11 protein-coding genes and 1 pseudogene are annotated in these 15,218 nt (G+C 38.0%); 11 read left to right on the forward strand and 1 reads right to left on the reverse strand.

Annotated features, from left to right (window positions below):
- The 6 genes and pseudogenes from ACFINM_RS07100 to ACFINM_RS07125 form a co-directional block, all read left to right on the forward strand.
- A pseudogene (locus ACFINM_RS07100) lies at positions 1 to 329 on the forward strand (hypothetical protein); the annotation flags it as partial.
- The gene (locus tag ACFINM_RS07105) at positions 326 to 733 is read left to right on the forward strand and encodes a hypothetical protein (protein WP_375640975.1); all 408 of its coding nucleotides are present in this window, start codon (positions 326 to 328) and stop codon (positions 731 to 733) included. The pseudogene ACFINM_RS07100 and the gene ACFINM_RS07105, both read left to right, overlap by 4 nt.
- A 176-nt stretch (positions 734 to 909) precedes the next feature.
- Positions 910 to 1,269 (forward strand): hypothetical protein, encoded by a 360-nt coding sequence (locus tag ACFINM_RS07110; protein ID WP_375640976.1) that lies wholly within the window; start codon positions 910 to 912, stop codon positions 1,267 to 1,269.
- Positions 1,270 to 1,953: 684 nt separating this feature from the next.
- Positions 1,954 to 3,741 (forward strand): porin, encoded by a 1,788-nt coding sequence (locus ACFINM_RS07115; protein WP_375640977.1) that lies wholly within the window; start codon positions 1,954 to 1,956, stop codon positions 3,739 to 3,741.
- Between the two features lie 248 nt (positions 3,742 to 3,989).
- A complete protein-coding gene (ileS, locus tag ACFINM_RS07120) occupies positions 3,990 to 6,905 on the forward strand; it encodes an isoleucine--tRNA ligase (RefSeq protein ID WP_375621078.1) in 2,916 nt (971 codons plus the stop codon).
- 177 nt (positions 6,906 to 7,082) lie between these two features.
- Positions 7,083 to 7,574, forward strand: a complete 492-nt coding sequence (locus tag ACFINM_RS07125; protein WP_375621077.1) for a hypothetical protein — start codon at positions 7,083 to 7,085, stop codon at positions 7,572 to 7,574.
- Positions 7,575 to 8,222: 648 nt separating this feature from the next.
- On the opposite strand, the gene ACFINM_RS07130 is transcribed toward ACFINM_RS07125, so the two are convergent.
- A complete protein-coding gene (locus ACFINM_RS07130; RefSeq protein WP_375621076.1) occupies positions 8,223 to 8,669 on the reverse strand; it encodes a nucleoside deaminase in 447 nt (148 codons plus the stop codon).
- Positions 8,670 to 8,938: 269 nt separating this feature from the next.
- On the opposite strand from ACFINM_RS07130, the gene ACFINM_RS07135 reads away from it, so the two are divergent.
- The 5 genes from ACFINM_RS07135 (at position 8,939) to ACFINM_RS07155 (ending at position 15,200) form a co-directional block, all read left to right on the forward strand.
- Positions 8,939 to 10,339 (forward strand): pseudouridine synthase, encoded by a 1,401-nt coding sequence (locus ACFINM_RS07135; protein WP_375640978.1) that lies wholly within the window; start codon positions 8,939 to 8,941, stop codon positions 10,337 to 10,339.
- The gene (rsmD, locus tag ACFINM_RS07140) at positions 10,320 to 10,886 is read left to right on the forward strand and encodes a 16S rRNA (guanine(966)-N(2))-methyltransferase RsmD (RefSeq protein WP_375640979.1); all 567 of its coding nucleotides are present in this window, start codon (positions 10,320 to 10,322) and stop codon (positions 10,884 to 10,886) included. Before ACFINM_RS07135 ends, rsmD begins: the two co-directional genes overlap by 20 nt.
- A 543-nt stretch (positions 10,887 to 11,429) precedes the next feature.
- Entirely contained in the window at positions 11,430 to 11,879 is a 450-nt protein-coding gene (locus ACFINM_RS07145) for a hypothetical protein (protein ID WP_375621073.1), read from the forward strand.
- A gap of 1,196 nt (positions 11,880 to 13,075) precedes the next feature.
- A complete protein-coding gene (locus ACFINM_RS07150) occupies positions 13,076 to 14,407 on the forward strand; it encodes a TldD/PmbA family protein (protein ID WP_375612375.1) in 1,332 nt (443 codons plus the stop codon).
- Entirely contained in the window at positions 14,394 to 15,200 is an 807-nt protein-coding gene (locus ACFINM_RS07155) for a 3'(2'),5'-bisphosphate nucleotidase CysQ (RefSeq protein ID WP_375612376.1), read from the forward strand. Before ACFINM_RS07150 ends, ACFINM_RS07155 begins: the two co-directional genes overlap by 14 nt.
- Positions 15,201 to 15,218 lie beyond the last annotated feature (18 nt).

The raw sequence follows: 15,218 nt of genomic DNA on the forward strand, positions 1-15,218 counted from the left end.
AAAATTATATCTACATACAAGGTCATATGTTAGACCCCATTAGTACAGTGATTGGTTACAATTGGCCTACGGCTTATAAGGCACCTTTAAATCTAGATTTTTCACTTTTGGAGAAAGGTATAAAAAATCCTTTTTATATGACGATATTTGCAGCAAACAGTTTATTTACTATAGCAACTAATCCAATCAGAGAGATGGGGAGAGCGGTCTTGGGCCTTAACCCGAGCCCCCATAATTGTTATGCTGATGCGAGTGATGCGTGTAGATGGAATTATGGTTCATTTGGTTTTAACAAACTTCATTCAACGAGAACAGGGAACAAAAAATGAAAATGTTGTTTAATTTATTAAGCCTGCTCATTCTGTTAACGGTTACTGGATGTGATATTGAAAACATTGATAAACCTCCTCGAGGAGAGACGGCTGTGTGGGAGAAGCTAGGAGCAGATTCTACGGAGGTAGGAAAAGCATTGCTAGAGTGTGGTTTGCCACACCTTAATTATCTTGAGGATGAAGTTCAAAAGTTAAGCAACAATGAGAATGCAACGATTGATGCTTGCATGATCCAAGCAGGATTCCATTATAAAGGGAGAGCTAGCTGGTGTTCTCCTTTTAACGGTAGAGACCTTCCCATTTGTCAGCCTGGTGCTGTCATCCCGAAGAGAAGTGTCGAAAAGCGCTTAAACAGCCCTTTTTGTAAAAGAAGTCCAGTACAACCTGAATGCAAACCTTAAGTTTTGTTTGTGATGACCGACAATCCCCACACTCACGTTTTTACATGCCTGTGCGGGATTGTTTCCTCAAGCAACCATTTCAATATTGTTCACCGTTGTTTAAACAGCGGTGACAGAAAATATCAACAAGCTTATGAGCTGTTTATTGTAAATAAATCCATTGAAAGAGGGGAAGAATGAAGAAAATCTTAAAACTATTGAGTTGTATAGCTCTGTTAAGTATCACTGGATGTGTTAACTCAATTCCCTCACTTTCTCCAGCATTATGGAGAAATAAAATACTTTTAGAATGTGGAGTACCGGACCTTAATAAGGTTGTGGCGCTAGATTTGAATCAATTTGCCAGTATTGAAATGTGTATGGCGCAATCAGGTTTTCGCCCTAGCTTTACAATACAAGATTGGTGTGAGAACCATAAATCAGACAACCTTCCCATATGTCGTCCTAGTGCTATCACGCCTCAGCGAAGTGTTGAGAGACGCTTAAATAGCCCTTATTGTAAAAAACATTCAGAACAACTTGAATGCCAGCCTTAAGTCTTGCTTCAGCAGAGAAAGCCTTGTCCGTCCTTACGAAAATTTCGCTTGTAACGTGCAAGCAAGTGATTTTAATTAATACAACATGGAACAGATTTTAAATGATAGAATCCTACAGAATTAGTTTTTTCATTCAACATGAAAACAATAAGTTATCTTTATAAATCAATGTGATGTAGCAGGATGAAGATGTTTATGCAAAGAATCTAAAAGTTTTTTTGCGAGTGTTTGAATAATTTCTTTGTTTTTCTGAATTTTAGATACAAAATACTATTGCTAAAGTACTAAAAGTAGATCATGCTGGTAAATAGATGAAACTTTGATGGCGCTTGGTTTTAAAAAAGGCCATATTTGATTTCACTGTTTGCGCTGGTATTGATTTTGCAATAACAGATAATAGTTTATTGTATGCAGAATACTGTTATTTAGATTTTGGTAAAAGAAATTTATAAAGAATATTATCATTAACAGTTATGCGAAACTTTAATGAAAATGAATCCAACTTTAATACACATAATTTTAGTGTGATTTAGTTTACAAATTCTTATTGAATGCAAAATTAAAAGTTTAAGAAGCCTTATTTGCAAAAATTCTTTATTTTTTTGTGAGTGTGTCATTTTTGCTACAGATATTTCAGAAAAGATGCTCTATATGAATTTCATTTTGGATATTTGGAGAGATTTTATGAATACAAAACGTTTAATAACAGCGTCTATTTTTTCTTTAATTTCAGCGTCTACAGCACTAGCTGCTGATGTTATGATTCCTCATCAGCCAGCATCATCGACTGCTTCTACCATTGTTGCACCTACTTTTTCATGGACAGGTCTTTATTTAGGTGTCCAAGCTGGTGGTTTTTCGAGCAAAGCTGATATGGCTCTTGTTGGTCAAGAAAAGAGTTTACCACTAGATAAAGAGTTCTCTCCTAAACTTTCAGGTTTTGTAGGTGGTTTTTATGCAGGTTCTAATATTGATCTCGGTGATAACTTTATTTTTGGCATCGATACGGATTTAATGGTATCTGGAAAAAAACACACAAAGACCATTACCATAGGAGCGGCTGATAACACTACAGTAGAAAATGCAGTCGTAAGATCCCGCAGATCCGCAAGCCTATCAACGCCTCAACCAACACAAGAAGCAATAGGAACACAGGCACAAACGCAAGCAGCAAAATCCGCTTCAGGAGGATCTGCAGGTGCAGGAACACCTGCTGGTGCAGGAGCTGCAGTAGTAGGGACGCCAGCAACAGGATCTGCGTCAGGAAACCCTACACCAGCAGCTTCAGAAGCAGTGCAATCCAAACAAACAGGCGATGTTAATTCAACAAAAACGCCAGTAGTGTCATCTCTACCATCAAAAACGTTAACATCTGAATCGTTAGGAGTACAAGCAGTTTCCGCTAATCAAGTAACAAAACCACAAGCAGGAACGACTACAACGACAGTGTTAAGCGAGAGAATACAAGCAGCTGATACATCTAAACTAACACTCTCCAGTGCAGGGACAAAATCAGTGCAATTGCCATCGTCCTCATCAGGAAGATCAGATACAGGAGGGGCATCGGTAGGTGGATCACAATCAGCTGCACCTAAATCGACATCCCTTACAACAGGAGCAGGAACATCAGTGCAGTCAGCATCGCGATCAGCTACTGTATCAGTAGTGCCTGCACCAGTAAAACCTACTGTAACCACACCAGCAGTACAGCCAGCAGCAAAAGCACCTACATTGGTACAACCATCAGCAGAAAAAACAGTACCGAGCGGACCACTTGTACTTGCGAGATCAGGATCATCCTCTGGTTCAGAGACAAAAGCTTCTAATGGAACAAGCGGAGCCCAACAGGGAGGTCATCATAGTTCTTCCCATGGTAGCGGAAATGCTAATTCGCATGGTGCACCTCATGCAGGTGGGCATAGCTCTGGTGCTCATCCGAATGGTACTAATCCACATGTTTCTCGTTCTCATGGTGGACAGAATATGGCTGGACACGGTGCACAAAGTACACAAGCGGTGGATAAGAACGCTTCCAGTGTATATGGTATAGAACAAATAAAAAAGATGGCTTCTGAACTTGGTCTTGATCAAGAGGATGCAGTTGAAACTTTAAGTCATACTTTCAAGCAAAATTGGGGTGGTGCTACACGGGTACGTATTGGTTTTGCTGCTGATCGCTTTATGCCTTATCTTGCTGGTGGTATTGCTTATGGGCAATTCCAAGACACTGTATCAATATCTGTTAAGGATGAGGATGGAAGAGTCGTTTCTTCTAAGAACTTAGCTGATGAAACAAAAACCATGATTGGTTACACACTTGGTGGTGGCGTTGATTTCTCGCTTTTGGATAATGTGATTGTACGTGCAGAATATCGTTACTCTGATTTTGGTAAAAAGAAATTTGCAAAGGAAAAACTTGAAGTTAACTACAAAACCAATGATTTCCGTGTTGGTGTAGCTTATAAATTCTAATTTTTAAAAGAGTAAATTTCTAAAAGGCTCCACTATTAGTGGAGCCTTTATTTTTTAAAAGATCAATTTTTGATTTCTTTTCTTGTGAATTTCATGATAAAGCCCATAGATTGTGATGATATATTTTCCTGATCGCTGCTTAATACGAATGATAAGCTCGGCTTTCCCTATAGATAAAAACCAGAGTTGCAGGGTTCAGGGAAGTTATGCAAAAATGAAATCGTAAAAGTGGACAGGAATATTTCACAATGACTGTGAAAAATGAAACAATAGATTATTCAAAAACTCTTTATCTCCCACAGACAAATTTTCCTATGCGTGCAGGGCTTCCGCAAAAAGAGCTTGAATTGATGGCGCGTTGGGAAGATATGGGGCTTTATGCGCAATTGCGCCAACAAGCAAAAGATCGTCCATTTTATATTCTTCATGATGGTCCGCCTTATGCAAATGGTCATATTCATATTGGGCATGCCTTAAACAAAGTTCTAAAGGATGTGGTTGTCCGTTCATTCCAAATGCGCGGTTTTAATGCAAATTATGTACCTGGTTGGGATTGCCATGGGCTTCCAATTGAATGGAAAATTGAAGAAAAATATCGAGCACAAGGAAAAAATAAGGATGAGGTACCTCTTAACGAGTTTCGTCAAGAATGCCGTGAATTTGCACAGCATTGGGTAACTATTCAAAGTGAAGAATTTAAACGCCTTGGTGTCGTGGGAGATTTTAACACGCCTTATACTACAATGGCTTTTCATGCAGAAGCACGCATTGCCAGTGAATTGATAAAATTTGCTATGTCAGATCAGATTTATCGTGGTTCCAAGCCAGTGATGTGGTCTGTTGTGGAACGTACGGCTTTGGCAGAGGCTGAGATTGAATATCATGATCATGAATCAGAGGTGCTTTGGGTTAAGTTTCCTGTTTTTGAAGCAAATTCTGATGATTTATATGGTGCTCATGTCGTCATTTGGACAACAACACCGTGGACAATTCCAAGCAATCGTGCAGTGAGTTATTCTTCGCAAATTTCTTATAGTATTTACGAAGTTGAAAGTGCTGAAAATGATTTTGGTCCTCAAGTGGGAGAAAAGCTTCTCTTTGCAGATCCTTTAGCGATGAGTTGTGGAGAAAAAGCCAAACTTGTTTTGAAGCGTTTGCGTGTTATTTCTTCTGAAGAGTTGAAAGCTCTTGTTCTTTCTCATCCACTCAAAGGTTTGGCTGGGGGGTATAACTTTAAAATTCCATTGCTTGATGGTTCGCACGTAACAGAGAGTGCTGGTACAGGTTTTGTCCATACAGCACCAAGCCATGGGCGTGAGGACTTTGAAATTTGGAATGATTATAAGTCCTTACTGGAACAAGCGGGGATTGATTCATCTATACCGTTTCCTGTTGATGATGCAGGGTTCTATACGAAAGATGTTCCAGGTTTAGGACCAGATCGTGAAGGAGGACCTGCACGTGTTATTGATGATAATGGAAAAATGGGTGATGCCAATAAAGAGGTCATTAACGCTTTAATTAAAGCAGATCGATTGTTTGCACGGGGGCGTTTAAAGCATTCCTATCCCCATAGTTGGCGTTCAAAAAAACCCGTTATTTTTCGCAATACACCACAATGGTTTATTTCAATGGATAAAGATTTTGGGGATGGTTCAACTTTACGTAGTCGGGCTTTGGAAGCTGTTTCAAAAACGCGTTTTGTGCCGCCTTCTGGACAAAACCGCCTAGCTTCTATGATAGAAGATCGTCCTGATTGGGTTCTTTCTCGTCAGCGTTCTTGGGGTGTTCCTATTTGTATTTTTGCGAATGAGGATGGTGTTATTCTAAAAGATGAAGGTGTGAACGAGCGTATTTTACGGGCTTTTGAAGCAGAAGGGGCAGATGCATGGTTTGCTGAAGGAGCACGTGAACGTTTTTTAGGTGAGCGTGCACATGAGCCTTGGGTACAGGTTTATGATATTTTGGATGTTTGGTTTGATTCTGGAGCAAGCCATAGCTTTGTGTTAGAAGATCGGGCTGATTTGAAATGGCCTGCTGATGTTTATTTTGAAGGTTCAGATCAACATCGCGGATGGTTCCAATCTTCTCTTTTGGAAAGCTGTGGTACGCGTGCTTGTTCTCCCTATAAGTCCGTGATCACACACGGTTTTACTTTGGATGAGAATGGTAAGAAAATGTCTAAATCTTTAGGCAATACGGTTGTTCCGCAAGAAATCATTAAAACATCTGGAGCTGATATTTTTCGTCTCTGGGTTATGACAACCGATTATTGGGAAGATCAGCGTTTAGGCAAAAAAATACTTCAAACAAATGTGGATTCATATCGTAAACTACGCAATGCAATTCGTTGGATGCTAGGAACTTTAGCACATGATGATGGAGAAGAAGTATCTTATGGTGCACTGCCGGATCTTGAAAAATTTATATTGCATAGACTTTTTGAACTTGATCAGTTGATTAATCGCGCTTACGATGAATTTGATTTTAAAAAGATTATGCGTGCATTATTGGATTTTTCAATCATTGAGTTATCGGCATTTTATTTTGATATCCGCAAGGATTCTCTTTATTGTGATGCACCTTCATCAAAAAAACGCAAGGCTTCCTTGCAGGTTGTCCGTGAGATTTTTGAGCGTATGGTAACATGGCTTGCTCCAATGTTACCTTTTACGATGGAGGAAGCTTGGTTAGAGCGTTATCCAGAAAGCCAATCAGTGCATTTCGAACAATTTCGCTCTGTACCAGCAGAATGGCAAAACCAATCTTTGGCTGAGCGTTGGAAAAAGATTCGGCAGGTCCGTAAAGTTGTAACAGGTGCTTTAGAGCTTGAACGTGCTAATAAGCGTATTGGATCCTCTTTGGAAGCTGCGCCTATTGTTTTTATTTCCAATCTGGTTTTACGAGAGGCATTAGAAAATGTGGATATGGCGGAGATCTGTATTACCAGTGCACTCACAATTACGCAGGACACGATACCTTCCGATGCTTTTACTTTGAATGATGTTGAAGGTGTTGGTGTATATCCAAAGAGGGCATTAGGAAAAAAATGTGCTCGATCATGGCGTTATACACAAGATGTTGGGAGTGATTTAGCTTATCCGGATGTATCTGCTCGTGATGCAGCTGCTTTGCGGGAACTACAGATTCTTGGTAAGATTTAAAATTTTAAATCAAAGGAAAGAAATGCAAGTATATTTCTCATATTGATGAATATAGTTTTTTGTGGTACAAAGTAAATTCCGTTATTTTGTCTGCAGGGGGGAAATTTGTGTATGGACCGTTCTCTCATAAATAACGGGAATATTAATCAGCCATATACTTAGGAAATGGAATAGGCAGTGAGAAAACGTGAAATAAAAATATTTCCAATAGGAATTTTAGGGATGTGCTTTGTTTTAACGGGATGCGATTTATCCGCTCCTACCTATGGTACCAATAAACCGGTTTCGATACAGTTTTTTGAAGATGTTGCTAATATTACTTCATTAACACCAAAAAATAATAGCAGCCAAATTGTTATGAAACCTCATCCAAAACTTGTAATACCAAGCCCTAGTTCACGCAGATTTTTGCCGGTACCACAACAAGATAGATCTGTCAATGAAATGGCAGCATCGAAGAATCACCAAGGAAATACTCCTTTTCCTCACAAAGGATCGTCAGTTAATGGCGCTGGTTCAGAAAATCCTTCACAGTTGAATGCGAAGCAACGACAGGAATATTTACGTCGTCAGAGAGCACAAGTTGGAAGTTCAAAATACCGTCGCTATCTCACTGAACCACCTTTAAGTTATCGCCAACCGGCAAAAACCGCACCTATTGGTCGATAGGGGAAAGACAAAATATTTAAAGTAAAGAATTTTTCTAATTACTTATGATACCAAGCTCTCATTCGCGCGCAGTTATAATGCTGCTGTAGGAGGGGTGTTATTCTCATGAAATAGCAATATGACAACAGCATCGAGAGAGTCCTTATGCGTTTCCTAACACGAAACATTTCTCAAGCTCATTTTACAACATCGCTCATGTGGATAGTATAACGTAAAATCTATTGTGCTCCAATATCTTTATGCTTAGGAAGGAGGAAACTGATACTATCATTTTATTTTTCAAACTCCAATGTTGCGATAATTCTTGCATTTGAGAGCTTTCATAAGAGACATTTTTAGTCTTTTCTAAAATGTTCTTTATCCAGACGATAATTCCGCTTATGATGTGCAAGAAAGTGATTTTTACTGTTTCAATGTAATTTGAAATGAGAGTATGTCTACGATATTTTGGACTTTATATTTTATATACAAAATAATGAATTATTCTTTTGAATGAATGTATCATCTAATAGAAACAATATGCAGAATTAAAAGAGAGAAAAAATGCTTCGAAATAGCTTTTGCTATATATATGGCAAAAGAATTAACAGTCTTTTTTGAGAAGTAGGATAGTTTTAAAGAGTGAAAGTTATGGAAGAAGAATTGTTTTTAGTATCGCTTTTGTACAAAAAAATCTTTAAGTAATTGAGCAGCTTCTTTTTCTTTAAAACCAGAATAAATCTCAGGTTTGTGATGACAGGTTGGTTGCTGATAAAAACGTGGACCATTCTCTATAGCACCCCCTTTGGGATCATTTGTTGCGTAATAGAGACGTCGTATGCGTGCAAATGAAATGGCAGCGGCACACATAGCACAAGGCTCAAGTGTTACATAAAGATCGCAATCAGGAAGCCTTTCGCTTTGCAATGTTTTGCAAGCCATACGGATTGCGCGTATTTCTGCGTGTCCTGTAGGGTCATATGCAGATTTTATAAAGTTACCAGCGCGTGCAATGATAGCTTTTCCACGTGTAATGACAGCACCTACGGGAACTTCATCTGTTTTTGCAGCCTCTTGTGCTTCTAAAAGGGCTATTTCCATGGGCGTCAAAGTCATAATATTCTTTCTACTGAAGGTATAGAAAATCTAAAGGTTATCTCGATAAGGAATGCTATGGAATGAATAATTTATTATGCTTTTATAATGAAAAGAAGACCTCTATTTTTTTAAGAGTTTAAAACAAACTTGCAAGTCGGCAGATATATTATTGTCGTTAAAGTATAGAAAATGATAAATGATTATGCTACTTCATTTTTCAGGATAAGCGGTATGGTGCATGTGAATAATTTTCTGAACATACTTGCAAAGATTGGTTTGAAACGCAAATGAATGAAAATAATGAGAGTGAACGAATTGCTAAAAGGTTAGCGCGTGCTGGTATTGCTTCGCGTCGAGATGCAGAAATGATGATTGTTGCAGGTCGTATTTCTGTGAATGGTAAAGTCGTGACAACGCCTGCTTTTAATGTTAGCCGCTCTGATGTTATTAAAGTTGATGGCAAACCTTTACCTCCTATAGAACGAACGCGTTTATGGCTTTACCATAAGCCAGCAGGTCTTGTCACCACGAACCGTGATCCTGAAGGCAGACCTACAGTATTTAGTAATTTACCAAAAGGAATGCCGCGTGTTCTTTCTGTTGGAAGGCTTGACATTAACACGGAAGGGCTTTTGCTTTTAACCAATGATGGTGGCTTAGCGCGTGTATTAGAGCTTCCTGTAACGGGGTGGGTCCGCAAATATCGTGTACGTGCTCATGGAAGAGTAAGGCAGAGCGCGTTGGATAACCTTAAAAATGGTATTGCGATTAATGGTATTTTTTATGGTTCGATTGAAGCATCAATTGAACGCGAACAAGGGTCGAATTTATGGCTTTCTGTCGCTTTGCGAGAAGGAAAAAATCGTGAAATAAAGAATGTTTTAGGGGCATTGGGATTATCAGTTAATCGATTAATACGTGTATCTTATGGTCCATTTCATCTCTCTGATTTAGAAGAAGGAGCCGTGCAAGAATTAAAAGGGCGGATGTTACGAGATCAGTTGGGGGAGCGTTTGATTATGCAAGCCAATGCAGATTTTGATGCTCCTATTCTTAAGCCATTTTCAAATTCTGCAGTTGTTGCAGAAAAGCAAAGCCAGAAAGATCTTTCTATTGCAAATGATGGTTGGGTTTTCTCAAGTGAAAGGGCAATACGACGCCGACCAAGAGATGGTTCTGTTGAACATAGTCGCGCACGATTAAGTACAAAGTCTCATGAGAATGTAAAGAAGGAGAAAAGTGAAGAAGGAAAAGCAGAGCGTTTTCTACCGCGTTCTCGCCGTGCTAATGTTTGGATGGCTCCTGGTGCACGTCCGCAAAGTGCACGTAGAAAGCCTTCTTATAGTGAGGAGAAATCGCATGGTCATAAGAGCGATTTGGATGGTAGAAAATCATTTCATCGAAGCAAGGAAAAACTAAAAGAAAATCCGTCATACAAAGAGAAGAGGGAAAGTTTTGTTCAAAAACATGGCAAAATATCTTATGAAGAGACGCATCCCTTTGGTAAGAAAGATCGCTTTTTAAAGGATAAAGAGAAAATGATAAAAGGTGGTCATGATGAGCATTCTTTTGAGAGAAAGAAAAAGGTAAAATCGTTTGGTGGTGCTATGAAAAAATCTAAACCACATAGGGACGGTGCAAAAACTTCGAAGCGATTTGGAGGTCCACGTGCGGATCATAGGCGGTAAATTTGCTGGGCGTATTTTGTTTTCGCCTGTTAATCAGTCGATTCGCCCAACGAGTGATCGTACACGTGAAAGCCTTTTTAATATTCTTTCTAGCCGTGAAGAACAATTTTGGACCAATAAACGCATTCTTGATCTTTTTGCTGGGACTGGTGCTTTAGGCATCGAAGCACTTTCACGTGGAGCAAAGGCTGCTGTTTTTGTTGAAAACTCGGTTGAGGGGCGTGGGGTAATTCAAAAAAATATAGAAGCCTTTGAATTACAGTCGATAGGACGGATTTTGCGTCGTGATGCGACCAAACTTGGCAATATTGGCACAATGCTGCCATTTGATGTTATTTGCGCTGATCCTCCGTATAGCCGTTGTTTAGGTGAACGTGCTTTTGTAGAAGCTTTGCGAGGAGGGTGGGCAAAAGCTGATACACTCTTCATACTTGAAGAAAAGAAAGATACAATGATTTATTTACCTAACGTCTTTTATCTAGACGATGAGCGTTTTTATGGTGAGACAGCAATACGTCTCTATAAATTACGATCGCTTACATCTTGAGAAAGTTCTTGTTTTTATCCGATAGGATGAAAAAATGCTTTTACACAGTTTTCTTCATTTTATATGGTTTTTAAAAGGTCAAGTAGAAAATCAATAAAAGATTCTAATGTTAAAGGAATTGATGAATTTTTATTAGCTTTACTACAGAAGGATGTTTTTTCTCCAATAGGATATATATTCCTCGATAATAGTTATGATCTTTTTTGTTTAATTTTTTTCTGCTATACCTTAATCATCACATTTCATCAGCAGTTGAAAGCTTTAAGCTGTGCAGTTTGCATTTATATCTTATATGATGCGTAACTTCTATTTTTGTTATTGTATAAATTTAAAAAAGATATTTTGTTTAGTATTGAAAATATTGTTCATTTATCCTGAGTATTTGTCTGTTTAGTTTAGTAGTATCCCTTGTTGATTTAATCATTACATATTAAGTAAATCTGAGAGTATTAAGTATTTTATCGTTGTGCAGCTTTAAGGGTACTTTTTTATAATACTCTTTATCACTAAAGATAAGTAATTTGTAAAAAAGGGGAGATTATCGTGTTTAATTGGATATATAGTGAAGAGATTAGTACAGAAGCAAGTGCTGAGCAAATTTGGGCTATATGGGAAGATGTGGCATCATGGCCTTGCTGGGATAGTGAACTTGAGTGGGTAGAACTTTCTGGTCCTTTCAAAGAAGGCGCTATAGGACGCATGAAACCTAAAAAGGGACCTACAGTAACTTTTACGCTTGATAAAGTTATAAAAAATGTTTGTTTTTCTGATTATGCTAAACTTCCTTTTACACGTATGAGTTTTAATCATGAATATATTTGTTCAACAAAAACTGGTTCTTCAAATAACAAAATTCGTCATACTGTAATCATGTCTGGTTTACTTGCTCCTTTATTTGGAATGATTATTGGATCAAAAATTAAGTTACATCTTCGGGATGCAATGATTGAAATGAGTAGACGTGCTCTTACTGAAAACAAAAGCATTTTGTAAGGGGGTACATTTATAAAGAAGTTAATACCTTAAAAAGGTGCAGAACTCTTAGCCTTGTTAGAATGAAATCAGTTATGAGTATATAGCAAATTGATGAGCTATGATTTGGTTTTAGTTAGCTGTTGAAATCGTGTCAAAGCATCTTACGGGATTAATTTTGCGCTAAAAATCTTATGAAATTCATTGAATTTTTTATATATAAAAGCTTATAAGATGCTCTCTTCGTTGAAAATGAGAAAGTTTCAGAAGCTCATTGCTTCTCTTATGATGTAGGCCCATATCGTCATGATATTTGCTGGTTTCTAATGTTGCGATAGCTTTTGCATTTAAAACCTTCATAAGAGACATTTTGATTTCTTCTTAAATGGTTTTCATTCATACGCTCCTTACTTATGATTTGCTCGCAAATAGTTGTGATTGACTCAACATGAATAGGTTCGAAACAGAGAGAATTTTATGATATTAGGCTTTTTATACAAATTACAAAACAATAAATTATAAGTATAAATCAAACTGTTAATTTTATTGAAAGATTACAAGATAATTTCTTGATTACTTTTAAATATAAAAATGAGTTCTTTATGATATTACGTCCATTAGGGTAAAGAAGTTTATGACTGCTCATTTTGTTGAAACCATAATGGAAGGAAATATTTTTTACTCTGTTTAAGTTTTGTTTCATTTACAAGAGTGCCGTCTCATTATGAGAGAGTTTATAGAAGCGAAGAAGTGTATACAAATATAAGGCATTTTCTTGATTCTTGCTTGGAAATAAAAGAATGCTATAGGAAAGATATGAGGTAAGTTTTTTACTACCCAGAGGAAGGAAGACCTGTGATTTAGATCATTTTATGCTTTTCGAATTTTTGAGGATTTTGGCTTAAATTCAAGTGTTATAGCTAAGACTTTTGTTAATTGCCAATTGTTCTGTTGATTTGATTGTCAGTGGAGATTTGGCTCCTAAAATGATAAGGGCCCATGAGAAATCTTGAAACTAAAGAGATTTTACGGCATATACGGCATATTACGTCTTTTCATAAAGAAGCTAAAAGGGAAATGATTTAATGCATTAAAAAAAAAGAATGCATGAATGTGCATAATCTTATGAATCAATACACAAGAGTTATATTCTGATTTATATAAATTTGTCAGAATGCTTATCAATGTAAATAATAAAATATTTTAGGGAGTCTATAATGACTGACAAAAACCAGATTGAGAAAGCTGTTTCGCTGGTTGAAGCAGCAAAGCGTTCTGGGGCAGATGCTGCTGATGCTGTTATTGTTCATGCTCATTCTACCAGTGTATCAGTTCGTTTTGGGAAAGTCGAATCGACAGAAGCAGCAGAGAGCAATGATTTTACTCTAAGGGTTTTTGTTGGAAAAAAAGTAGCAAGTGTTTCTGCTAATTTAGGATCTTATCCGCAAGAACTTGCGGAACGTGCTGTTGCGATGGCTAAAGCTTCTCCCGATAGTTTATTTGAAGGTTTGGCAGATAAAGAGTGTTTGGTTAAGTATCCTAAAGATCTTGATCTTTTTGATGATTTTGTACCCAGCAGTCATTTTTTAACAGAAGATGCTTTAAAAACGGAGGCAGCAGCTCTTGATGTTAAAGGTGTAAGCAATTCTGGTGGCGCTGCAACAGCTTATGGCCGTAGTGGGTTTATTCTTGTGACCAGCGATGGTTTTTGTGGAGCCTATCGCTCAAGTTGTTTTTCACGTTCTTGTAGTGCTCTTGCAGGTGAAGGAACACAGATGGAGCGGGATTATGATTATACAACAGCCTTACATTTTTCTGATTTAGAGGCAGCAGAAACTGTGGGAAAGAATGCAGGGCTTGGTGCTGTTCGACGTTTGGGTGCAGTTCGTGCGGCGACTGGGAGCGTTGATGTTATTTTTAATCCGCGTACGGCTCGTGGAATTGCAGGGCATATCGCATCTATGGTCAATGGAGCCTCTGTGGCTCGAAAAACGAGTCTTTTACAGAATTTCCTAGGCAAGGAAGTGATGAAGCCTAATGTTAATGTAACCGATCAACCTTTGCGATTACGTGGAAATGCTTCTCATCCTTTTGATGGAGAAGGGGTAGAGGGGCAAACACTCAATATTATTGAAAATGGTATTTTAAAAAATTGGCTTCTTTCATCATCTACAGCACGTGAATTGGGACTTAAAACAAATGGACACGGTATGCGTTCGGCATCATTAGTGCAGCCGACCAGTACAAATTTTGCTATTGAACCGGGTTTAGTATCACCTTGCGATATGATAAAAGATTTGCGAAATGGATTTTATGTGACCGAATTATTCGGTCATGGCATTGATTTTATTACTGGTCAGTATAGTCGTGGGGCTTCCGGTTTTTGGATTGAAAATGGTGAAATTGCTTATCCGGTAAGTGAAGTAACGCTAGGTTCTGATTTGCTTCATATGTTAGCACATTTAACACCTGCCAATGATATTGATCGGCGTTATAGTACAGCTGCTCCAACATTATTAATTGAAGGGATGACACTTGCAGGAAAATAACACGCATCATTCTTCTGATTTAAATCTTTTGCGTGATGTTTGTCGAGAGGCAGGAGATTTAGCAATGCGGTATTTTGGATGCACGTTGGATGTCTGGATTAAAGAAGGTAATTCCCCGGTTAGTGAAGCAGATTTTGCTGTTGATCATTTCTTGAAAGAGAGGCTTCTTGGAGCTCGTCCAAATTATGGATGGATTTCAGAAGAAACAAAAGATAATCGAGAAAAACAAGATTATTATGAGCGCTCTTTTGTTGTTGATCCTATTGATGGAACGCGTGGTTTTCTTTCTGGCAATCCTTATTGGTGTATTTCGGTTGCCATTATTGAGAATGGGCGTCCTATTGTGGGCGTTCTACAATGTCCGGCTCAAGGAGATGTTTATACAGCTGTAACAGGTGGAGGGGCAACATTAAATGGGATAAAACTTCCTCGTTTAGCCTTTGAGGTTCATCGAAAATATAAAATTTCACTTGATAAATCGCTCGCACAAAAATTACCAGATGATTTTCTCAATCAAGTCAGTCTTTACCATTATCTTCCTTCTCTTGCTTATCGTATTGTTCTTGTTGCTCAAGATGAAATTGATATCGTATTAGTTCGTCCAAATTGTCATGAATGGGATATTGCCGCTGCTGATCTTATTTTGCAGGAGTGTGGAGGGTGTTTTTTATCGCTTGATGCCCCTTTACTATCTTATGGAATTGAACCTTACCAGTATGGACTTTTAATTGCTGGTAAAAATAATTGCTGTCAAGATATGATAGATGTTGTTCGTCAAACAAAGTTAGTTTAATCACGTAAAAGCGCGCTA

The organism is Bartonella sp. AA168HLJHH, assembly GCF_042197365.1.
Lineage (GTDB): Bacteria > Pseudomonadota > Alphaproteobacteria > Rhizobiales > Rhizobiaceae > Bartonella.

Coding starts and splice junctions, on each gene's coding strand:
- ACFINM_RS07105 (WP_375640975.1), top strand. CDS start 326: ATGAAAATGTTGTTTAATTTATTAAGCCTGCTCATTCTGTTAACGGTT.
- ACFINM_RS07110 (WP_375640976.1), top strand. CDS start 910: ATGAAGAAAATCTTAAAACTATTGAGTTGTATAGCTCTGTTAAGTATC.
- ACFINM_RS07115 (WP_375640977.1), top strand. CDS start 1,954: ATGAATACAAAACGTTTAATAACAGCGTCTATTTTTTCTTTAATTTCA.
- ileS (WP_375621078.1), top strand. CDS start 3,990: ATGACTGTGAAAAATGAAACAATAGATTATTCAAAAACTCTTTATCTC.
- ACFINM_RS07130 (WP_375621076.1), bottom strand. CDS start 8,669: ATGACTTTGACGCCCATGGAAATAGCCCTTTTAGAAGCACAAGAGGCT.
- ACFINM_RS07135 (WP_375640978.1), top strand. CDS start 8,939: ATGAATGAAAATAATGAGAGTGAACGAATTGCTAAAAGGTTAGCGCGT.
- ACFINM_RS07150 (WP_375612375.1), top strand. CDS start 13,076: ATGACTGACAAAAACCAGATTGAGAAAGCTGTTTCGCTGGTTGAAGCA.